Source organism: Streptomyces sp. NBC_00986, assembly GCF_045162565.1.
Taxonomy (GTDB): Bacteria; Actinomycetota; Actinomycetes; order Streptomycetales; family Streptomycetaceae; genus Streptomyces.
Genome location: NZ_CP108733.1, coordinates 3,029,296 through 3,051,521 on the forward strand (window position 1 = coordinate 3,029,296; position 22,226 = coordinate 3,051,521).

At 70.1% G+C, this 22,226-nt stretch carries 14 protein-coding genes and 1 pseudogene; 5 read left to right on the top strand and 10 right to left on the bottom strand.

Annotated features, from left to right (window positions below):
• Positions 1–16: 16 nt before the first annotated feature.
• Both OG504_RS13295 and OG504_RS13300 read right to left on the bottom strand, forming a co-directional pair.
• On the bottom strand, positions 17–469 hold the full coding sequence (locus OG504_RS13295; RefSeq protein WP_405990004.1) for an ATP-binding protein: 453 nt from the start codon (positions 467–469) through the stop codon (positions 17–19).
• 475 nt (positions 470–944) lie between these two features.
• The gene (locus OG504_RS13300; protein ID WP_405990005.1) at positions 945–1,415 is read right to left on the bottom strand and encodes a hypothetical protein; all 471 of its coding nucleotides are present in this window, start codon (positions 1,413–1,415) and stop codon (positions 945–947) included.
• Between the two features lie 147 nt (positions 1,416–1,562).
• On the opposite strand from OG504_RS13300, the gene OG504_RS13305 reads away from it, so the two are divergent.
• Positions 1,563–2,738 carry a helix-turn-helix domain-containing protein gene (locus OG504_RS13305; protein WP_405990006.1) on the top strand — a complete coding sequence of 392 codons (1,176 nt, stop codon included), beginning with the start codon at positions 1,563–1,565 and terminating at the stop codon, positions 2,736–2,738.
• Here OG504_RS13305 and OG504_RS13310 read toward each other — a convergent pair.
• Together OG504_RS13310 and OG504_RS13315 are read right to left on the bottom strand one after the other, a co-directional pair.
• Positions 2,735–4,477, bottom strand: a complete 1,743-nt coding sequence (locus tag OG504_RS13310; protein WP_327400389.1) for a pyruvate dehydrogenase — start codon at positions 4,475–4,477, stop codon at positions 2,735–2,737. The genes OG504_RS13305 and OG504_RS13310 overlap by 4 nt on opposite strands.
• 73 nt (positions 4,478–4,550) lie before the next feature.
• A complete protein-coding gene (locus tag OG504_RS13315) occupies positions 4,551–5,363 on the bottom strand; it encodes a protein phosphatase 2C domain-containing protein (protein WP_405990007.1) in 813 nt (270 codons plus the stop codon).
• 2,448 nt (positions 5,364–7,811) lie between these two features.
• Here OG504_RS13315 and OG504_RS13320 point away from each other — a divergent pair.
• A complete protein-coding gene (locus OG504_RS13320) occupies positions 7,812–8,792 on the top strand; it encodes a helix-turn-helix domain-containing protein (RefSeq protein ID WP_405990008.1) in 981 nt (326 codons plus the stop codon).
• A 36-nt stretch (positions 8,793–8,828) separates the two neighbouring features.
• Positions 8,829–9,311 carry a DUF456 domain-containing protein gene (locus OG504_RS13325; RefSeq protein WP_405990009.1) on the top strand — a complete coding sequence of 161 codons (483 nt, stop codon included), beginning with the start codon at positions 8,829–8,831 and terminating at the stop codon, positions 9,309–9,311.
• A 3-nt stretch (positions 9,312–9,314) separates the two neighbouring features.
• Here the strand turns inward: OG504_RS13325 and OG504_RS13330 are convergent, their stop codons facing one another.
• Positions 9,315–10,523, bottom strand: coding sequence for an SGNH/GDSL hydrolase family protein (locus OG504_RS13330; RefSeq protein WP_405990010.1), 1,209 nt, complete (start codon positions 10,521–10,523; stop codon positions 9,315–9,317).
• Between the two features lie 178 nt (positions 10,524–10,701).
• Here OG504_RS13330 and OG504_RS13335 point away from each other — a divergent pair, with 178 nt between their 5' ends.
• Complete coding sequence (locus OG504_RS13335) at positions 10,702–11,076, top strand: PPOX class F420-dependent oxidoreductase (protein WP_405990011.1); 375 nt, start codon at positions 10,702–10,704, stop codon at positions 11,074–11,076.
• Position 11,077: 1 nt separating this feature from the next.
• Here the strand turns inward: OG504_RS13335 and OG504_RS13340 are convergent, their stop codons facing one another.
• From OG504_RS13340 to rsgA, 3 genes are all read right to left on the bottom strand, one after another.
• Complete coding sequence (locus OG504_RS13340) at positions 11,078–11,563, bottom strand: methylated-DNA--[protein]-cysteine S-methyltransferase (protein WP_405990012.1); 486 nt, start codon at positions 11,561–11,563, stop codon at positions 11,078–11,080.
• Positions 11,560–12,975, bottom strand: coding sequence for a DNA-3-methyladenine glycosylase 2 family protein (locus OG504_RS13345; RefSeq protein WP_405996326.1), 1,416 nt, complete (start codon positions 12,973–12,975; stop codon positions 11,560–11,562). Before OG504_RS13345 ends, OG504_RS13340 begins: the two co-directional genes overlap by 4 nt.
• 264 nt (positions 12,976–13,239) lie before the next feature.
• A complete protein-coding gene (gene rsgA, locus OG504_RS13350; protein WP_405990013.1) occupies positions 13,240–14,331 on the bottom strand; it encodes a ribosome small subunit-dependent GTPase A in 1,092 nt (363 codons plus the stop codon).
• A gap of 662 nt (positions 14,332–14,993) precedes the next feature.
• Here rsgA and OG504_RS13355 point away from each other — a divergent pair.
• Positions 14,994–15,089 (top strand): annotated as a pseudogene (locus OG504_RS13355) (IS5/IS1182 family transposase); the annotation flags it as partial.
• Between the two features lie 84 nt (positions 15,090–15,173).
• On the opposite strand, the gene OG504_RS13360 reads toward OG504_RS13355, so the two are convergent.
• Both OG504_RS13360 and OG504_RS13365 read right to left on the bottom strand, forming a co-directional pair.
• A complete protein-coding gene (locus tag OG504_RS13360; protein ID WP_405990014.1) occupies positions 15,174–15,473 on the bottom strand; it encodes a hypothetical protein in 300 nt (99 codons plus the stop codon).
• 19 nt (positions 15,474–15,492) lie between these two features.
• Positions 15,493–21,984: an RHS repeat-associated core domain-containing protein gene (locus OG504_RS13365; RefSeq protein WP_405990015.1), complete on the bottom strand. Its 6,492-nt coding sequence runs from the start codon at positions 21,982–21,984 to the stop codon at positions 15,493–15,495.
• Between the last annotated feature and the right edge of the window lie 242 nt (positions 21,985–22,226).

Sequence of the window (22,226 nt, forward strand, 5' to 3'; positions counted from 1 at the left end):
GCCCCCGTCCCGTTGCTCATGCCGCGTCCGAATCCAGCTCGAACCAGACGGACTTGCCGACCCCGTGGGCCGACACTCCCCAGGCGTCCGCGAGGGACTGCACCAGGACCAGGCCCCGCCCGTGCGTACCGTCGTCGGCGTCCGGTACGTGCAGTCGGGGCCTGCGGGCCACGAAGTCCCGTACCTCCACGCGCAGTCCACGGGGTCCGACGGTCGCCGTGAGCACGGCGTCGTGGTCGGTGTGGATCAGCGCATTGGTGACGAGTTCACTCGTGAGCAGCTCCGCTATCTCCGATCGTCCCGGCCTCCCCCAGTGCCGTAGCAGTTCACGCAACGCTCTGCGCGCCTCGGGCACCGCCCGCAGGTCCGCGCGTCCGAGTCTGCGCCTCAGTTGAGGCGGCTGCGCCGGTTCCGTGGCGCTGTCGGCCTTGTCCTCCGCCGCTTTCGCCGAGGAGGCCCCGATCGCCATGGGACCGCCCCCTCGTGCTTGCCTCTTCATGACCCCCGCCTGCACGCCGGTTTCCGGTTCCCTCCTGCTCGAACACGTTCACGGGGATCCATGCCCTCGTCGGGAACAGGGCAGTCATGTCGAATCGTCAACGACCGGGTGTTCGGCCATAAACGCTGCGTGACCAGCGGGGCGGAGGAATCGGGGGGAGTGCCGTCCGAAGCGTCGAACGGCCACGGTACGGAGCATGCGGCCCGGGTGGGGCGGCCGGGGCGTTCCCCTCCGGGGTGCCGTGGCTCCCGGCGGCGGGACCAGACACCCCGTGACGTCCTGACCACCGGCGATCGAACCGACTGCCGATGCGCGGCTGCCGATCCGGCCGTAGTCCGCGAAGGCGTGGGGCCATTGGTCCCCCCGGACCTCCCCCGAGGCCCACACTCCGCGAAACTGGCCGGAATCAGCCGCTCAGGAACCGCGAACGCCCCCTCTACGGGGCCTACTTGCCGCCGATCCCCTTCGTACCGATGTGGATGATCTTGTGGGTCGTGCGGGTCATGTCGACGATCAGCCTGGTGGTGTCCCCGCCGCCCCATGTCAGAGTGATCGTGGCCTCGGTGTGGTCGGCGGTGCCGTTGTCCGTGACCTTCCAGCTCATGGGCGTGTTCTGCGCCTGGAGGACACCGTCCGCGTGGTTCTTCGCCTCCCAGGCCTTCAGCTCCTTCAGGTAGGCCGGGGTGAGGTAGTAGCTGCGCAGGTCCGTCGCCAGCTTGCCGCCGCCGTTGTCCAGGTCGCTCTCGGCGTCGATGTAGGCGCCGTAGAAGTCCGCGATGCGGGTGATGTTGTCGTCCGGCGAACCGCTCACGCTGCGCGGGGCGCCGGCGGAGGCCTGGGCCGCCACACCCAGCCCGAGGGCGAGGGCGAGACCGGCGGCGAGTGCGGTGCGGCGCGTGGCCTTCTTGCTGTTCACGTGTGTTTCCCCGTTTCGGTTCGGTGCCGTGCTGTGGTCGCACCGAGCTTCGGCGTACGGCGGCGGCGACCGCAATGACCGACACCGATCCCGCGACGGTGGAACCGTCCCACCCCGTCTGACCTCCTGGTATATGGAGTCCCTGGGATGCCGTCCTGGGACGCGACACGCACGGGAGCAAGGGTGTCGGGCGAGGCCAACGACAGGGACGTCGAGGAGTTCGCGGCGCTGCTACGGCGCCTGAAGGCACGCACGGACCGCAGCTACAGCCAACTGGCCCGCCGCCTGAACATGAACGCCTCGACCCTGCACCGCTACTGCGCCGGCGAGGCGGTCCCCCTCGACTTCGCCCCCGTCGAACGGTTCGCGGCCCTGTGCGGGGCGACACCGGAGGAGCGGCTGGAGCTGCACCGGTACTGGATCCTGGCGGTGGCGGCGCGACAGCGGCGACGGGAGGCGGGGGCGGCAGGGGCTCAGGGGGCGGCAGGGGCCTCGGCGGTCGAGGGGCTGTCGAAGGAGCCGGCGCCCGGTGCCGACGAACCGCCGGTGGCCGCCGTCCGCTCGCCCTGGTACCGGCGACGGCTCACACTCACCGCCGCCGTGGTGTGCACGGTGCTCGCGGTGTGGGGAACCCTGTCGGCGGTGTCCACTCACAACACCTCCAGGACCAACACCGGCGCTACGACCGAGAGTTCACCGTCCGTCCTCCCCGCACCCCTCACCTGGACCGCCGACTCCCAGGTCTGGGAGATCGGCTGCGACCACGACTACGTCATCGACAAGGCACCGAAGGACGTGCCGCCGCCCCCGGTCCAGCAGGACGCCGCGGCCTGGGCGGCGACCCAGCACGCGGTGCACGGCGGGCAGACGAACGTGGAGATCTCGGTGCAGGGCCGGAGCTCAACGGCCGTGGTCCTGAAGGCACTTCGGGTCCGGGTCATCGGCCGCACCGCTCCAGCCCCGGGCACCGCGTACTCGATGGCCCAGGGCTGCGGCGGGGACATCACCCCGCGCTACTTCGGCGTGAACCTGGACGCCCACCGCCCGCTCGTCCACCCGGAGCCGGGCCGTGACACGGGCAGGACGGTCCCGGTGGCCCACCTGCCCTACCGGGTCTCGGCCACGGACCCCGAGGTCCTGCTGGTCAAGGCCCGCACCGGGACCTGCGACTGCCGCTGGTACCTGGAACTCGACTGGTCCTCCCAGGGCCGCACCGGAACGCTCCGCGTCGACGACCACGGCAAGCCGTTCCGCACGAGCGGCATCAAGGGCCTGCGGCACCTCTGGTACTCGTCGAAAGGTTGGGCCCCGTACGACAGTTAGGGCCGGGGCATGTTGCGGATGTTGGAGCGGGCCATCTGCAGCATCCGCCCAACTCCCCCGTCCAGCACGATCTTTGAGGCCGACAGCGCGAACCCGGTGACCATCTCGGCGCTGATCTTCGGCGGGATGGACAGGGCGTTGGGATCGGTGACGACGTCGACGAGGGCCGGGCCGTTGTGCTTGAAGGCTGCCTTCAGGGCGCCTTCGAGGTCCTTGGGCTTCTCGACCCGCACACCGTAGGCACCGCACGCGCGCGCCACGGCGGCGAAGTCGGGGTTCTTGTTGGTGGTGCCGTACGACGGGAGTCCGGCGACCAGCATCTCCAACTCGACCATGCCCAGGGAGGAGTTGTTGAACAGGACGACCTTCACCGGCAGGTCGTACTGGACGAGGGTGAGGAAGTCGCCCATCAGCATGGAGAATCCGCCGTCACCGGACATCGAAACGACCTGCCGCTCCGTGTCGGTGAACTGGGCGCCGATCGCCATCGGCAGCGCGTTCGCCATCGAGCCGTGGGAGAACGAACCGATGATGCGGCGACGGCCGTTGGGCGTGATGTAGCGCGCGGCCCAGACGTTGCACATGCCCGTGTCGACGGTGAACACGGCGTCCTCGTCGGCGAGTTCGTCGACCACGGCGGCCACGTACTCGGGGTGGATCGGTACGTGCTTCTCGACCTTCCGCGTGTACGCCTTGACGACACCTTCCAGCGCGTCGGCGTGCTTCTTGAGCATCCGGTCGAGGAACTTCCGGTCCCCCTTCGGCTTCACCCGCGGGGTGAGACAGCGCAGCGTCTCCTTCGCGTCGCCCCACACCGCGAGGTCCAACTTCGAGCGCCGGCCGAGGTGTTCGGGCCGTACGTCGATCTGGGCGATCTTCACGTCGTCGGGCAGGAACGCGTTGTACGGAAAGTCGGTGCCGATGAGGATCAGCAGGTCGCACTCGTGGGTGGCCTCGTAGGCGGCGCCGTAACCGAGCAGCCCGCTCATCCCCACGTCGTAAGGGTTGTCGTACTGAATCCACTCCTTGCCGCGCAGGGCGTGTCCGATCGGCGACTTGATCTTCCCGGCGAACTCCATGACCTCGGCGTGCGCTCCGGCGGTGCCGCTGCCGCAGAACAGGGTGACCTTCTCCGCCGCATCGATCATCTCGACGAGCTTCTCGATCTCGGCGTCGCCCGGGCGGACGGAGGGCCGGGAGGTGACGAGGGCGGTCTCGGCGGCCTTGTCCGGGGCGGGCTCGGAGGCGATGTCGCCCGGGAGCGAGACGACGCTGACGCCGCTCTGCCCCACCGCGTGCTGGATGGCGGTCTGGAGGAGCCGGGGCATCTGCTTCGGGTTGGAGATGAGTTCGCTGTAGTGACTGCACTCCTGGAAGAGCCGGTCGGGGTGGGTCTCCTGGAAGTACCCGAGGCCGATCTCGCTCGACGGGATCTGCGAGGCGAGGGCGAGGACCGGGGCCATGGAGCGGTGGGCGTCGTAGAGGCCGTTGATGAGGTGAAGGTTCCCCGGGCCGCAGGAGCCGGCGCAGGCCGCGAGCTTCCCGGTTATCTGGGCTTCGGCGCCGGCGGCGAAAGCGGCGGTCTCCTCGTGCCGTACGTGGATCCAGTCGATGGCGGAGTTGCGGCGGATGGCGTCGACGACGGGGTTGAGGCTGTCGCCGACGACGCCGTAGAGGCGCTTGACGCCGGCGCGGACGAGGATGTCGACGAACTGTTCGGCAACGTTCTGCTTGGCCATGGTTCTCGCGTGCCCTTCGGTTTCCTGTGTCCTACGGATCCCTCTGGGTTCCATGAATTCACAGCCCGGGCACTCACGCCTCCCAAACAGCGGCTGCCGTGCGGTCGTCGGCATAACCCTTGACCCGCACTTGGGTGTCGGCGAGGAACGCGGCGAGGCCGGGCGGAGTGGTGCCGGACCACCGCCCCGCCAGATGCGCGGACAGCTCGGGCTCGCCGCGGAGGGGCTCGGCCAGCCCGCCGGTGCACATCAGCAGCGTGTCGCCCGGGCGGGCCACGGAGGCCCGGAAGCGGAAGGGTTCGCGGGGCGGCTCGGGGGCGGGTTCGTACGGGCTCGGGGGCGTCGGAATCCCGAGATCCATGGTGAGCCGGTCCCCCTCGGGCGTCTCGGCGGGCTGCGACCCGAACCCGACGACCGCCTCGCCGGTCAGGTCCCCGACGGTGGGCTCGATGTCCTGCCACTCCCCGTCCCGCAGCCGGAACAGCCCGCCGGCCCCGACCCCGAAGAACACGCGCGTACGGCACTCCGGGTGGGCGGGGAGGAGGAGGCACCGCAGACCGGCCGAGTACTCCTCGGGGTCGATGCCCTGTTCGGCGGCGCTGGCACGGAGCTTGCCGAGGCTGCGGTCGGTGAGCCGGTGCAGCCCGGACTTCAGGTCCCCGCGCCGCGCGGCCCTTATGTCCTCGGAGAGCCGTGCGTGACTGCGCCCCACGGCCCGCGCGATCCAGTCACAGGCCTCGGCGGCGGCCCGATGCGCCCCCGGCGTGGCCCGGGCTCCGGTCGCCATCGCCACCAGGACCAACGCCTGCTCCCCCACCCCGAACCGCGCGGTGAGCAGGGAATCCCGCCGGGGCTCCCCCCTGAACCGCGCGGAGTCCCCCCGCACGGAAGCAGCCCTGATCGTGCTCGCCCCGTACCGCGCCCCGTCCAACACGGTGTCCGCGACCAGATCGTCTAGCTCATCCGGGTCGGCGAGGGGGAGGGCGGTGGGCTCGGGGTCGTAGGTGGGGGGTCCGGAGCCTACGTAGTCGAGGGTGGGAGGGGGCGGGGGCGGCGCGAGGGCGGGGAGGTCGGGAGGCGGGGCGAGCGCGGCTGGGGGGTGCGGGTACGGGCGGGGTGCCTGCGGGGCGGGGCCAAGGTTGTCGCCGAAGGGCGCGGGCTCGGCCGGTGGCTGGGGGTAGGGGCGGGGGGATTGGGGGGCGAGGGTGGGGGGTGCGGGAGTGGAAGGGGGCTGCAGATGGAGAGTGGGGTTCGGGGCGGCCTGCCCGTCGGAACGGAGGTCCTCCGGAGCTGCGGCGGGCCTGTCGGCAGGGGGTTCGGGCGCGGCCGACGACTGCGGATAAGCGCGCGGGCTGGACGGCCCGTCTGGACGCGGGCCCCGCGGAGCGCCGACGGGACTGTCGGCAGGGGGCGGCGGAACTGCCGACGACTGCGAGTAGGGGCGCGGTGAGGCCGGGCGGAGATCCTCCGGAGCGACGCCGGGACTACCGGCAGGGGGCGCGGGAACGCCCGAAGACGGCGGGTAGGGACGCGGTGAGGCCGGACCATCCGAACGGAGAGCCTGCGCAGCGCCAGCGGGATCCTCAGCAGGGCGCACGGGAGCCACCGACGGCTGCGAGGCCGACGGCCCGTCCGGGTAGAGGTCCCCCGGAGCGACGCCGGGACTGCCGACAGGGGGCGCTGGAACGGCCGAAGACGGCGGGTAGGGACGCGGTGAGGACGGACCATCCGAACGGAGAGCCTGCGCAGCGCCAGCGGGATCCTCGGCAGGGCGTGCGGGAGCCGCCGACGACGACGGGGCGGAAAGTCCGTCCGGACGGAGGTCCCCCGGAGCGGCGCCGGGGTTGTCGGTAGGAGATACGGGAGCCGCCGGTCGCTGCGGATGCGCGGGCGGAGGCTCCGCACCGGCGGGCCGCTGAGGGTCGGCCGGCCGGAGGCCGGGCTGTGTGCCCGCGTGCAGGCCCTGCCGGGGTGGCACGGGCGAAGCGTCGGGGGTCGCGGGCGTGAACACCGGAGGCTCGGCATCCGGGTCCGCGTCGGGAGCGGCCGGGGCAAAGGGTGTGAACGCCGGAGGCTCGGCACTCGGGTCCGCACCGGGCGCGGCCGGCACCGCAGGTGTGAACACCGGAGGCGCACCGTACTGATCCGCGCCGTCGCCTCCCGGCGTCGAAGTCGTCGAAGGGCCGTCACCGGGAGCGGCAGGGCCCAGGGGCCTGAACACCGGAGGGCCGCCGTACTGATCCGAGCCGCCACCTCCCGGAACCGCAGACGACGAGGCGCCGTCGCCGGTAGCCGCAGTCGGGCGGTCACCCGGAGCAGCGACGCGCGCCGCGTCACCCCGGAGGGAACCGAACCCACCGGCACCCCCAGCCCCGCCCACCCCCGAAGCTCCAGCCGAACCACCACCGTCCACACCCGGCGTCGGCCCATCGACCGGCACCTGTGACGTGGGAGCAGAGGTTCCCGGTGTCTCCGTCGGCCCCTGCCGCGGGGGCCCTGGCGGGACCGCCGCAGCCCCCGGAGGTGCCGCAGCCGTTGGCTCCCACCCGCCCCCCGGGGAAGCGGAACCCGTACCAGCAGGCGGATCGGAGTCGGGCCGGGCTCCCGCGCGGGGCCCCGGAACACCCGGGCCCGCTGGATGATCCCGCTCGTCCGCCGGAGGCCGCCTCACCGTCCCCGCCGCCGAGGCGAACCGTTCGTCGACGGAGTCCCCGGTGCCCGTGGGCCCCGTGTCCTCCGCCGTGTCGTCGTACAGTTGGCTCCACCAGTCGTCCTCGTGACCGGTCGGCGTTCCCCCCTGCTGGCTCATGCCCCTAATTGTCCACCGCGCGGGCCAGTTGGAAACGGGGCGTCCGGAAAATCGGACGCGAGCCCCTCCTCGAACGGCGTGTCGGAGGACGTACCGAACACCCGTCCGCCACACGGCGACACAGGGCCGCCGGACGGTCCCACCCCCCACGGGAGAACCGCCCGGCGACGACTGAGTGACCCGGCCCCAACTCCCCTGCGTGCCGGCGCACGTCATGGGCCCGGGTCACGTCCCAAGTGACCGAATCCCGTTGCCGGTTCGGCCCACCCGGTCCCGAGTGTGACCGGCTTCCCTGAAGCTCCCCTGTGATTCGCGCCGGTGTCCCCCATGACGCACCGCGCGCGAACCCGCAGGCCACAAAGGCCCAATACCGGCATTACGGGCGACAGTTGATGCCCCCGTGGCGCAACCTTGGCAGAGTGACGGGTGGTACGGCGATGATGTGCCGAGGCGGTTTTGCGCCGTGGCTGTTTTCCGCCACGGCGCGCGGAACGCGACGGGGACTTCGGGGAGAGGCGGCACCTGGTGCTGGGAGCGATAGGCCTGGACGAGGCACACGAGTCGGCGTACCGGGCACTGGTGTCCGTCGGCGCCGCGGACGTGCCCGATCTCGCCCGACGGCTGACCATCGGGGAGTACGACACCGAGCGCGCCCTGCGCCGCCTGGAACGGCACGGACTCGCGGCCCAGTCCTCGGCCCGCCCCGGCCGCTGGGTCGCCGCCCCGCCCGGGGTCGCCCTGGGCGCGCTGCTCACCCAGCAACGCCACGAACTGGAGAAGGCGGAACTCGCCGCCGCGCTGCTCGCCGAGGAGTACCGCGCCACCGCCGCCGAACCCTCCGTACACGACCTGGTGGAGGTGGTGATCGGCGCCGCGGCCGTCACCCAGCGCTTCCTCCAGCTCCAGCTCGGCGCGACGGAGGAGGTCTGTGCGCTGGTCACCGGGACCCCGGTCGCCGTCACCGGCATGGAGAACGACGCGGAGGAACAGGCCGCCGACCGCGGGGTCCGCTACCGGGTGGTCCTGGAACGCGCGGTCCTCGACCAGCCGGACGGCATCACCGAACTCACCGCCGCCCTCAACCGCGACGAACAGGTACGGGTCGTCGACAAGGTCCCGACCAAGCTGGTGGTAGCCGACCGGACCCTGGCCTTGGTCCCGCTGACCTCGCACACCGCGGAGCCCGCCGCACTCGTCGTGCACGCGAGCGGCCTCCTGGAACTGCTCTCCGGCCTCTTCGAGTCGATCTGGCGGGACGCCCTCCCCCTGCGCCTCGGCGCGTCCGGCCCCACCGAGCAGAACCCGGACGGCCCCGACGCCACCGACCTGGAGGTGCTGTCCCTGCTGCTGGCCGGGCTGACCGACGCCAGCGTCGCGAAACAGCTCGACCTGGGCCTGCGGACGGTCCAGCGCCGGGTGAAGCGCCTGATGGAGCTGACCGGCGTGACGACCCGCCTGCAACTGGGCTGGCACGCCTACGAACGGGGCTGGGTGGCCCGCGGCTGACCTGCGGTTTCACCGTCCGTCCCGCACGCTGGACAGATGGGAGTGGGTGAACTCCTCCTGGTCGGCGTCGTCATCCTGCTCGGCCTGTGCGGAGTCTTGGTGCCCGGAGTGCCGGGGTCGTGGCTGGTGTGGGCCGCGGTCCTGTGGTGGGCGCTGAAGGACCCGCAGCCGGTGTCCTGGGGCGTCCTGGTGGGTGCCACGGTCGTCCTCTTCCTCTCCCAGGTGGTCCGCTGGGCCCTCCCGCCCCGCCGCCTGCGCGCGAGCGGCGCGACCCCCCGGATGGGCGTGTACGCCGGAGCCGGCGCACTGCTCGGCTTCGTCCTGATCCCCGTGCTCGGCGCGATCCCCGGCTTCATGGCCGGCATCTACCTCCACGAACGCCTCCGCCTGGGCCGCCACGGCGAGGCCATGGCCTCACTCCGTACGGCGATGCGCTCGGGCGGCTCCAGCGTGCTGACCGAACTGTTCACCTGCCTGCTGATCATGGGGGCGTGGGTGGGCGCGGTGATCTGGGGCTGACCCTCAGCCGAGCATGGTCAGGTCGACCGTGTCGGCGAGCGCCCGCATGCCCGCGTCGTTGAAATGCAGATGGTCGCCGCAGTCGTAACCGGGCAGGATCCGCTGCGGCTGCGCCGGATCACGGACGGCCGCGTCGAAGTCGACCACCGCGTCGAAGGGCCCGCCCCCACGAATGAAGCCGTTGACCTCCTGCCGCACGGCTTCGCGGGCCGCCGTGTACGCGCTGTTGCCGCCGTACGGTGTGAGGGTCGCCCCGATGACCCGGATGCCGCGCGCGTGGGCCCGGCTCACCAGGGTGCGGTACGCGTCCTCGAAGGCGCCGGGGTCGGTGGCCGCCGGGGTGCCTTTGACGTCGTTGATGCCTTCGAGGACGATCAGCACCCGCACCCCCGACCGCGACAGGGCATCGGCGTCGAGACGTGACAAGGCACTCGGTCCTACGTCGTCCCGCAGCAGCCGGTTCCCGGAGATCCCGGCGTTGAGGACACCGAGGCGGCGATACGACGGCAGGGCGCCGAGACGGTCGGCGAGCCGGTCGGGCCAGCGGTGGTTGGCGTCACGGGTGGAGCCGTTGCCGTCGGTGAGGGAGTCGCCGAGGGCGACGACACTGCCGGCTGCCGGGGCGTCGAGGACGTCGACACCGGTGACGTAGTACCAGGAGGTGGTGGTCGCCGTGTACGCGGAACCGTCGATGTCGGCGGTCCGATTCCCCTGCGGCGCAAGGTAGTTGGTCTGCCCGGCGGCACGGTGGTAGGTCGCCGGACCGGAGTTGTCGGGCGTGTGGACGGTGACGAGCAGATCCGCCGCGTCGGGCACGGCGAGCGGAACCGGATCACTCACGAGGTCCTGGCCCGCCGGAATGGTGACCGTCCGGGCACCCGTGAAGGTGGCGACCCGCATCGAACCGGGCACGGCGTCCGGACCCGCCTCGCGCAGGGCGACGGTCACCGCGTCGAGGCGGAGGGGCGCGGTACCGAGCCGGTTGGTGAGCCGGACCCGGGTGGCGCTGCCGCCGACGCTGAGATGGACGACGTTGCGGAACGAGGCGCCGGGCAGGGCCGGGGTGGTTCCGGAGGGGGCGGCCTCCCAGGTGCCGGTCCAGGTGTCCGACGCCCGGCCGACCGGCCCCTCGGCTGTCGCCGTACCCTCCCCAACTCCCGCTCCCAGCACGCACACCAGCAGTGCTACGACGACCCGTCCGGCCCCGACCATGAGCGCTCCGCCTCTTCCCACCAGCCACGAGGAAGGCGAACGTGGCACGCCGGAACGGGCGGACGGCGGAGCATCACCGGCGCCGGGCCCCGCGTCCCCCTCCGGTGTGGGGCATAAGGCCTAAGGCCTGGGACCGGAGGCCGATGCGCACGGCGGGCAGGCGTGTTTGGCTGCGGTCATGACCGAATTCACCGAGGCCGAGCGCGCCTACCTCACCTCACAGCGACTGGGCCGCCTCGCCACCGTCGACCCCCAGGGCCAGCCCCAGGCCAACCCCGTCGGCTTCTTCCCACAGGCCGACGGCACGATCCTGGTCGGCGGCTACGCCATGGGCACGACGAAAAAGTGGCGCAACCTGGGGAAGAACCCGAAGGTCGCGCTGGTCGTGGACGACATCGTCAGCGTCACCCCCTGGAAGGTGCGCGGCATCGACATCCGAGGCGAGGCCGAACTCCTCGTCGGCCCACACGAGTTGGGCCCGCACATGAGCGAAGAGGTGATCCGCATCCATCCGCGGCGGATCCACAGCTGGGGTCTGGAGACCGGCAGCTGACTCAGCCCAACGCGTCCTCCAGGGTGAGCAGTTGGACCTTGCGGTCGAGCCCGCCCGCATAGCCGGTAAGCGATCCGTCGGCGCCGATCACCCGATGGCAGGGCCGGACAACCAGCAACGGATTGGCGCCGATCGCCCCTCCCACCGCCCGAACGGCCGCCCGGGGCGCGCCGATCCGCGCGGCGATCTCGCCGTACGTCGTCGTCGCGCCGTACGGGACGGAGTCGAGGGCGATCCACACGCGCTCGCGGAAGTCGGTGCCGGAGGTGCGGAACTCCAGCTGGAACTCCTTGAGTTCACCGGCGAAGTAGGCGGCGAGCTGTTCGCCGGCGGCGCGGAAGGGGCCGGGGTCCTGCCGCCACTCCGGCTGGACGGTACGGCCGCCTTTCTGGCCGGGCACGGAGAGGGAGGTGAGGGCTCCGAACTCGTCGGCGGTGAGGAGGAGTTGACCCAGAGGGCTGTCGAAACTCGTCCAGCGGGTGCTCATCGGGACTCCGACTCCCCTGCCGTGCGCAGGTGTTGTAGGTGCTGTGCGGCGTAGGAACGCCAGGGGCGCCACGCATCCGGAACGTCGATGCCGGGCGGTGCCACGTCGGGGTCGCCGAGGGCGCGGGTGCGGATGACGGCGACGGTCGCGGCGTCCATGCCGGGCAGCGCGAGCAGGGCCTCCTCCGCGTCGTCCCGGTCGACGCCGGCGTCGAGTCGTACGGTGCCGTCGGTCAGGGCGGTGGCGAGGGCGGTCAGGGGTTCGCCGGGCGCGGCGTCCACCAGCGCGGACGGCTCGGGGAAGAGGTGGGTGAGGCCGCCGGACGGGGCGTCCAGCGTCTTGCCGTAGCGCCGCACCAGCCGCTCGGCCTCCGCCCGCCCGACCAGGGCCCGTACGGCGAGTTCCTCCGGGTCTGCCGTGCCCGGCGAGCGCAGGCCGGGGCGGGCGGCGACGAGCGGGGCGAGCCGGGGGTCGGCGCCGAGCCGTTCGTCGACGGCGTACGGGTCGGCGTCGAGGTCGAAGAGCCGCCGCAGCCGCTGGACGGCGGTGGTCAGGTCGCGGTGGTCGGTGAGATGCAGACGGGCGTCGAGCCAGCCGCCGGGGTGGGCCGGGGGCGCGGTCCTGAGGGCACCGGGGCGCTCGTCCACGGCGACGATTCCGGTGCCGTAGGGGAGGCGGAGGGTGCGGCGGTAGGTGCGGCGGCCGGGGGTGCCGGTGATCTCCTCGATGCCGGGGACGGCCTCGCGTGCGAGCAGGTCGAAGACGGCGGCGGACTGGTACGGGCCCCGGTGGGCGAGCCGCAACGGGATTCCGGCGGAGGGACCGGTCCCCTTCGCCGGCGCCTTGGGCGCGTGGGGCGTCCTGGCCGTCCGCAGCTCGCTCGGGGTCGAGGCGTACACGGCACGGATCGTGTCGTTGAACTGGCGGACACTGGCGAACCCGGCGGCGAACGCGATCTCCGTGATCGGCAGGTCGGTGGTCTGCACCAACACCCGTGCTGTGTGCGCCCGTTGGGCCCGGGCGAGGGCGACCGGCCCGGCGCCGAGTTCGGCGGTGAGCTGCCGCTGGACCTGCCGCGCGCTGTATCCCAGCCGTACGGCGAGCCCGGCGACGCCCTCGCGGTCCACCACGCCGTCGCCGATCAGCCGCATGGCGCGACCCACGACATCGGCGCGCGCGTTCCACTCGGCCGACCCCGGCACGGCATCCGGCCGGCACCGCCGGCAGGCCCGGAACCCCGAGCCCTGCGCGGCGGCGGCCGTCGCGAAGAACCGCACGTTGCGCCGCTTCGGCGTCACCGCCGGGCAACTGGGCCGGCAGTAGATCCCGGTCGTGGCGACCCCGAAGAAGAACTCCCCGTCGAACCGGGCATCCCGGCTCCGCACGGCTTCGTACCTGGTGTCTTCGTCCATCACGGTGTCCAGTCTCCGCCATCCCCGAGGGCGGGGCTGGCGGAAATCGGACGGGGTGTTGGGGCGCGGGAGTGAAGGTCGGTTTTCCGGCGGGGCCGCCCCGAGGGGGGTGGGGGCGGCCGGACACCGGGACGCCCCGAGCGCGTCTGAACGGGCGGGCGAATCCGGACCAGGCGCCCGAGCCTCCCACCCGCCGGTGGGTCGACACGGGCCGCCGACCCACCGGCCCCGAAATCAGCCCCGGCCGGAACCGCCTGCCCCCGGCTACGCCCAGCGCCCCCGCTTCGCCTCCATCGCCGCCTTCCCCTCCGCCCCCTTCCGCTTCCAGTCGCGGCGCAGTTCGGTGCGGGCGCGGGCGTCGGTCTTGGCGACGATCCACTGGTTCTCGCGCATGAGCTTGCGGTAACTGTCGAGCCGGCGTTCGGGAAGCTCACCGGAGTCGAGGGCGGCGAGCACCGCGCAACCGGGTTCGCCGGTGTGGGCACAGTCGTGGAAGCGGCACTGCCCCGCCAGTTCCTCGATCTCGGCGAAGACCTGCCCGACCCCGGTCTGCGCGTCCCACAACCCGACACCACGCAGCCCCGGCGTGTCGATCAGCACCCCACCACCCGGGAGGGCGAGCAGATTGCGCGTGGTGGTCGTATGACGGCCTTTGCCGTCCACGTCACGCGTCGCCTGGACGACCATCACGTCCTCGCCGATCAACGCGTTCGCGAGCGTCGACTTGCCGGCACCGGACTGCCCGAGCAGCACGGAGGTACCGCCGGCGGCGACCGCGGCCAGCACGTCGATCCCGTCCCCGGTGGCGGCACTGACGGCCAGCACCGGCACGCCGGGCGCCGTCGTCTCCACGTCCTGGACGAGATACGACAACGTCACCGCGTCCGGCACGAGATCGGCCTTGGTCAGCACGACCACGGGCCGGGCACCGGACTCCCACGCGAGCGCGAGAAACCGTTCGATACGGCCGAGGTCGAGATCCCCTGTCAGCGGTACGGCCACGATCGCGTGGTCGACGTTGGCCGCGAGGATCTGCCCCTCGGACCGCTTGGAGGAGGTGGAGCGCACGAAGGCGGTACGGCGCGGCAGATACGTGCGTACGTACCGCGGGTTGCCGGCGGGTTCGACGGCGACCCAGTCCCCGGTGCACACGACGCGCAGCGGGTCGTTCGGGGTGACGAACGCGGTGTCGGCGCGCACCGTGCCGTCGGCGGTGACGACGTCGCACTGCCCCCGGTCGACCCGGACGACCCGGCCGGCCAGCAGTCCTTCGGCGTCGTGACGGGCGAATTCATCCGCCCACGCGTCGTCCCAGCCGTAGCGGGCGAGCGCGAGAAAAGCAGAGCTGGAAGTCAAGGGAGACCCTTCACAGGGTGGCCCCGGCGCGCGCACTCGGGCGCGATGGAAGAGAAAGGTCAGCCGGTGGCCACGGAGGTGGACTTGATGCACTTCTGACTGCGGGCAGCGCCCATCACAGAGACAGCCATCGGTCACACCTCCCATGCGCACTCAACCGACAGCGGTGACCTACCGGCCACCGCTGGGACGAAAAGAAACCTAGCCTCCGAGTCCCATGGAGCGCCAACCATTATCCGGCGAGGATCCCGAGAGCACCTCAAGCCGCGAGGTGGACGCTGTCCTTGTCTCCTTCCGCCGCCCGTCCGACAACATCGATCACAGGCTTCCGATAGCTGACTCCGATGCCGGGGTCGAGCCCGTGAGCCCTTTTCAAGCCGGCGGCGCTGACCGCGAGTTGGACTGTCCTGCGCAACGATGAAGCTCCTGGTGGACGGGTTCTCGACCAGGACCGCCCGTGTCCGCCAGGAACTTCGCGTGCTTGTCCACCCGTCCTCGATTGACCTGTCCAGCCGCATCTTGCGTGCGGTTCCTGACCGGGCAACTGGCAGCCCGGCGGCAGGAGATCGGAACCCAGTGGCGGCGTCTTCCTGCCGAACGTCAGTCCCTGCCCGCCCTGGCACACCTGTGGCGCGGCGACACTTACGCCTAGCTCGCCGCACCTCAAGTCCTGGCGGATCTTCCGTCACGCCGGCTGCACCCCGAACCGCATGACGTCAATCGCCAAAGCCGTACTCACTCTGGAGCGGCACCGCTGAAGAATCTCCGTGCAGCTCGAGCGTGCGAGCCCCGGACGGGTGGTCCGGGGCTCGTCGTGTGCGGTGACGGTGCGGCGCAAGGCCTCACATCTCGGGTTCGCCCGCGGGGTCCAGGGCGTAGGTGACTCTTTCTCCGACCCGCACCGCGGCCTCGATCATTCTCTGGCGTTCGTCTCCCGCGTAGAGGTCGGCGCAGGCGCTGATCGCCGGGTACAGCTCCGAGAGGATGAGGGCGGCGGATTTCGGAATGACCTCGGCCGTACGCCACTGCTGCCCGAGCCGGTCGATCTGCTTGCACAACTCGTCCAGCGCGAGCTGATCGAACCCGTCGTTCAGACGCAGGGGAACGATGAATCCGTCAGCGGCGTCACTTAGTTGTGACACGAGTTCCTCACGCACTGGTTCATTCCTCATCTTCGACCAACCCGAGTATGGCGTTCGGGTTTATATATCTCTCGACCAGAGCCTCTTGCGATGATTGCGCGTTTGTATTCGCAGACCATCCTCGCAGGTACCTTGCCCTGTTTTCCGCCGAGGTGAGGTCGACCAGCCGCGCCTCGACTTTGTCGCCATCGATGATAGCAACCCGTTGACCGGGCTGACGCCACTTCTTGATCACATCCCAGCTCTTCGTCACCGAAATCCACTGGGTTCGTACCCGACTCCCCTGACCGATCTGCACGTTGATGGTGTAGTCGCCGTCGACGTTCTTTGCGAACAGCCCCTCTGCCGGATCCTCGTCGGGGCGCAGATTTCTGTACCAGATTCCGGCAGCTGCCGCCGATGGGCCACCACGCAGAACGTCTTTGAGTGACTCTCCCGACGAATCTGACGTAGTCATCGGGAAATATCCGAAGTCTGTGGAGTTGTTCGCGTCGGGCCGGCTCTTGGGGCAGGCGCCGGGAGCCTCTTTGCAGAAGACCTCCCAGAACGTCTCACTCGCCAACTGGATTCCGTTACGGGCATCCCACATGTCGCCGGAGTCCGTCATCCGGTTCTGCTTGTCGACCATGTGGAGCGCATCGAGCCATGCGCGTTTTGCCTCTGCGTCGAACTGGCGCGGCGGGACCGGCGCTATCGTGACCGGATCGCTTACCGGGGCACTGCCGGTGCCGCTGCCGCTGCTGCACTTGTGCGTGTCGCAGTAGTGGCTGGAGCCCTTGTACTTCTTCCCCGCCCCCGGGTCATTTTCCTCGTGATAGGTGCCGTACGTGCCGTTACTGCCGGAGCAATAGTGAACCGGCCCACAGCTTTCCATGCCCGTGGGGTCGCTCTGGGTAACCGGGCTGTTGTCGGCGTAGGTATAGCCGTTGAGGGATTGAGTGTCGCTTGTGTCGAGGACTGGGTCGACACTGAGGAAACGGCCGGTGGCCGGGTCGTATTCGCGGGCACCGACGTAGGTGAGGCCGGTGGAGGAATCGGCGGACTTGCCGAGGAAGGCCTTGTCGTCGGGCCAAGTGCCCGTGACCCCGGTACGGGAGGCGCCGAAGGGCGTGGTGTATCGCTTCGTGACCGCCTGGCTGGTGGCTTCGATGGCCAAACTGCTGGTGCCGTGCTGGTCGGCTGCGAGCCAGGAGAGGGTCTCGGTGCCGGTCTCGTTGGTGCGCAGAGCGATGACCTGACCGCCGGCGTTGTAGTACCGCTGGGCCCAGTACTTGGCGGTCGAGGTGGAGGTGTCGAGGTGGACTTCTGTGCCGTCGTCGAGGTAGAGGACGGTCTCTCCGCCGGTGTTGCGGCGGATCAGGAGGGTGCCGTCGGCGTCGTAGACGTGGCTCGTGGTGCTCTTCGTGGTGCCGGAGCCGGACTTCTCGGTGACGGTGCCGAGTTGGCCCTCGGGGCTCCAGGTGAGGCTCTGGGTATCGGTGCCGTTGGGGCGGCCGATGGTGTTGCCGGTCGTATCGTAGGCGTACGAGGCGGTCACACCCGTACACGAAGTGGCCGTGGTGGTGGCGGTCAGGGCGTGCGGGTGGGCGGTGTCGCCGTAGCAGTACGTCTTGGTGGTGTCACCGGCGGAGGTGTGGCTGGTCTCCGTGCTGCGCAGGCCGCCGTCGGTGTAACTGTACGAGGTCCAGTACGGGGCGGCGCCGCCGAGGTTCGAGGCGGTACGGCCGGAGGCGGAGCAGTCGGCGGTGGACGGCGTCCAGGCCTCGATCAGGCGTTGGTGACCGTCGTAGGTGAAGCACTGGTCGTCGGCCTTGCCGGTGCCTCCGAGAGTTGTGGGGTCGATGACGGAGGTGACGTTGCCCGCGTCGTCGTAGCCGTAGTTCAGTTCCTGCAGCTCGTAGTTGTGGGTCTGGTCGGTGACCGCCGACTGCTGGAGCCGGTCGGTGCCTTCCTCCCAAGTGTTGGTGATGTAGGCCTTCTTGGTGCCCGCCGCTGCCGAAGTGCCCAGAGTGAGCTGCTGGGGCTGGCCGATTTCGGAGTAGGCGGCGCCGAGCAGATAGTCGCTGAGGCCGGCGACGTCGGTGGGCAGACCAGCACTGTTGTAGTGGGTGACGACCTGCTCGGCGGCCAGGCCTGCGGCGGCGGGTTCGGATATGTACTGCTGGGTTCCGTCGAGGTTGTAGTACGTCGAGAGGGTCAGCGTGGAGGTGACGGCGCCCGAGGTGACCAGAGCGTCGGTCGAGGGCAGGACCAACTGGGTGGTGGTCGGCCGGTACAGGCTGTCGTAGGCGGTGACCTTGCGGGTGTAGGCGGCGCCGGTCACCCCTCCGACATAGCTCGTGGACGAGTCCAACTGCCCCTTGGCCAAGGTGTCGTAGGCCCAGTGGTCGAGCTTGTTGGCGTCCGTCTTGGACGTCTGCCACTGGTCGGTCCTGCGGCCGAGCTCGTCGTATCCGTACAGGAGGGTGGTGTTGCGGGAGTCGGTGGTGCTGGCGACCTGGTCCAGATCGGTGTACGACGTGGTACTCGTGCCCTTGTCCGGGTCTGTCGCCGAGGCCTGACGGCCGAACAGGTCGTACGTGTAGGACCACTGGGTGCCGTCGGGGCCCGTGACCATGTCCGGTTTGGAGTCGCGGGTGTAGGTGTACTTCGTGGAGGTGTAGGCGGTGCCGACGCCCGAACCATAGGCGGTGTCGGCCGGGTCGGTACCGGAGTACTCACGCTGCTCGGTGGTGCGGCCCAAGGCGTCGGTGATGGTGCGGGCCGCGGACCCACCGGCCGGGGCCGTGGTGGCGGTGGAATCTCCGGTGTACGTCGTCGATGTGGACTGCTTCTTGACGCCGTAGACGTAGAAGGCGCTGCTGGTTGGGCGTTCGGCTCCGTCGAAGACGGTGTCGGTCTGCTTCGGTGCGCCGCCGTATTCGGCACGGGCGTAGCTGCCGGACGGGGTGGCGGTGGAGTCGAAGACGTCGGCGTAGGTCTCGTAGGCCAGGCCGCGGCTGTCGTAGCGGGCGTCGGTCAACAGCCGACCGCCGTTCGCGGTCGGGGACTGGGTCTGCAGCGGCCTCAGCAGCGAGTCGTAGATCGTGTAGCTGGTGTTGTAGACGCCTTCGCCGAGGATGCTGGAGGTGGACACCCAGGACGGGGCGTTGTTGGTGACCGAGTAGGCGTAGGTGTAGTTGGCTCCGTATCCGGCGGCGCGCAGATGGTTGGGCAGCCAGACGGCGGACACCCGGCCCAACGCGTCGTACGTCGACTCGGTCAGCTTCGTGTTGACGTCGTAGACCTTGACGGGAGTGCCACGAGCGTAGTCGAAGTAGGTATATGACTTCTGAGTCTTCGCGTTGGTGACCGTGATCTTGGTCAGCGGCCCCGTCGTGGCCGGGGTGTAGACGGTGGTCGTCGGGTTGCCCAGCGCGTCGGTCACGCTCAAGGGCCTGCCCAGGGTGTCGTACGTGGTCTTTTCGACGGTCTGCCAGGAGGTCGGGTACCGCTCGCCATCGGTGGCCGTCGCGGGATAGGCGGAGGCACGTCCGGTCCAGTTCGCGTCCCCCAGGGTCGGGATCTGCGAGGCGGTCCAGGTGGTGGTGGCGGTGTCGTAGACCGTGGCCGCATCGGACAACACGTCCCCACGAGTGCTCGACGATGCCGGCAGGCTCAGGTCGGTCTCGGCGGTGGCGCAGGCGCGGCCGACGACGCGGGTGCGGGAGACCAGGGAGTTGATGCCCAGGCTGTCGTTGCGGGCGTACCAGGTGCGGGTGCAGGTCTCGTCGCCGGTGACGGCCGCGTCGCCGGCGTCGTAGACGGTGAGGGGCATGCCGTAGCTGTCGAAGCTGGTAGTCACGCTGCGGGTGCGCCACTTGGAGGCGGCGGTCAGGTAGGTCGAGGTCTGAGTCTTGTAAGTGCGGACGAAGTAGGCCTCGATGTTGGCGTACGACTTCTGCTGGCTGGCCGTGCGGCTGGACCAAGGGTCGGTGACAGTGACGGTGACCGGGGTGGACCCGTTGTAGGTGATCTGCTCGCGGGTAAAGCCCGAGAAACGGTCGCTGTCCGTCTGGTCAGCCACGCTCAGACCAGTGAAAGCAATGCCCGGGACGGAGACCGAGCGGGTCGTGCCGTCCTTCTGCTTGTCACCGTCCATGCCCTGCAGATACAGGGACACGCTCTTGGACTGGGTTTCGCTGGAGGCGCCCTTCAGCGTGGTGACGGTGCGGTAGCCGCGCCAGTCGGACCAGGTGCGCTCCTTGGCCGGGGTGAACGGGTCGTTGTTGTAGTGCCAGGCCGGCCCGGAGTAGCTGTAGTGGTTCTCCATCGTCTCGCCCAGACCGGTGGGGTCGGAGGTGACTACGTCGGTGACCCGGTATTTGTTGAACCAGTCCAGCAGTGCCTCGGTAGCGCCGTTGATGTGCCAGTAGACCGGGTAGCAGCTCATCGTGTCGTTGTCCTCGGACGACGGCATGTTCGAACCGCGCGCACACTCCGGATTGGACAGCGTCACCGTGGTGATGGCCCCGGCCTCGGAGGTGACGGTCTGAATGCGGGGCCGGTTCAGCGGCAGGACGTCGTCCGTGGAGGAATCGACCCGGTTTTCCCGCATCTGGTAGGTGAACGCGACCGGGTTCAGGGAGATGGCAGTGCCGTTCTTGCCCGTGTGCTGAATGCTCTTGAGGACGAGGGTCTGGTCGGTGCTGTTGCCGATGTCGCCCGGGTCCAGGAACTGCTGGATCAGCGCCCAGGAGTCAACATCCGTGTAGGCACTGGAGGCGGCCGACCAGGCGTGGGTGTCGATGCCGGTCAGTCGCTTACGGGTGAAGAACGCCGGGCTGGAGGCCTTGCAGTCCGCGCCGGAGGTACAGATGGAGTCGTACGGGACGTCGGGCCAACTGGAGGCAGTGGAGGAGGTCAGCGAGGAGCAGTCAGAGGCGGTGCACCGCTCGTCATAGCTGAAGGTGACCTCGTCCGAGGCCGTGCCGGTGAACAGAGTGTCCTTGTTCTGCCCGTAAAGGATCTTGGTGAGATAGCCGCCCCTTGTGTACTGGGCAGTGCCGGTGGTCGCGCCGTTCCTGCCGTAGTAGTTGGTCTCGGCGGTGTACCAGTACGACATCGCATTGCCGTGCAGGTCCACGACGTAGTCCAGATTCCAGCGCCAGGCCTGGGTGACGGCACGGTCGGCGAAGACGGAGCCCTGGTCATAGCCGGGCTCGCCGACGTTGTTGCCGAACACCGGCACCGTCCAAGCGGAGTTGGTGCGCTGGGTGTCCGCTCCGGGCAGCTTGTTCAGGCCGAAGACGTACTTGGTGCCGTCGCCGGTGGTGACCGTCCAGTATTCGCCGTCGTTGTCACCGTTGTCGGCGCCGGTGGAGTGCGTGACTGTGGACGCGTCGTCGTCCTTCAGGTGCCAGACGCCGGTGGTGTCGTCCTTGACCAGCTCCGTGGACTTGCCGTTCAGCACGAGCGAAGCGTTGTCGTACTTCCAGCACTGGTCGTACTTGCCGCTCTCGCCGTCGTCGTCGCACGAGGCGTAGGACCGTTCGACGTAGGAGGACGCCACGTCGCCGAAGCCCTCACCGACGAGCGTTCCCTGGTTGTTCGTCGAAGCCGTCCTGCCGTCCACACTCCCCGAGTCGTACGACAGCGACAGCTGGGGGGACGGGCCCGCGGCGGCCGGCGGGGTGGTCATGGGGTACGACCAGGTGAACGCGCCCGAGGAACCTCCGGCCTCCCAACTGGACGACGCCGAGAGCTCGCTGGCCGCGTAGTTGCCGGCGCCCGAGGCCGATTCCCCGGATGTGGCGGTGGCGGCCAGCACCGTGGCCGTGGTGGTCGTGTCGGCGGACATCAAGGAGGTGCGCAGCGCCGAGCGCGAGGCCCGACTCGCCTCGGTACCGCGACCCGCCTCTGCAAGACCGACCTTGGCCGACAGTGTCTGGTCGCCGAAGTTGTTGTGCGAGGCGAGTGGGGTCTGCGTCCGGCAGGCGGCCCGCTGCGGGGTGGTCAGGACGCAGGCGGGGAGCTGGACCAGCCGCAGGCGGCCCGACCAGTCGCCACCGTAGGCGGAGGCGAACGCCGCGTAGTCGACACTCACCTGGGCGGAGCCCGGCTCCGTGGCGGATGCCGTCAGCAGTACACCCTTGATGCCGGCTGCCCTGGCCTGCTGCTGTCCAAGGACCTGGATCTGCACCTGGCCTGCTGCGGACTTGGTCTCCTGGACAGGTGCGATCGTGACCGGCAGTCCTCCCGCCGTCAGCTTTGCCGCGCCCTGCCCGGCTATCCGCCCGGTCGCCGTGGCGGCGGCGGGCCAGGTGGCGTGCTGCTGGGCCAGTGCCCGTTTGGCCTGGGCCGCGTTGGCGGCCTTGGTTCTCGCGACCTGCGCCCGGGCCTTCTTCGCGCCCAGGCCGGTATTGGACTGTACGGTGTCGACCCGCTGCTTGGGCAGCGCGGGCTTGCCCAGGCCGCCCCCCGCAGCGTGAGCCGTCGGCGCCCCGAGCCCCGCGGGAATTGCGAGGGCCATGGACAGTGCCATGACGACAGGTGCCCGACGTCGGCGTATGTCCCGCTCCGGTGCCGTTGCGCGCCGTGGCAACAGCACACCGCGCGTGAAAGCGCTGCGGATCCACTGGGCTTTCATGCCGGAACTCATGACTGGCCTCCATGCGATCAAGCTGTGGGACGTCTGCCGCGTACACGTCCCGGGACCGCCGTCGGCCACCTGTGGACGCCAAAAAGGAGAGAAACAAAGGGACTTGGGGGTGG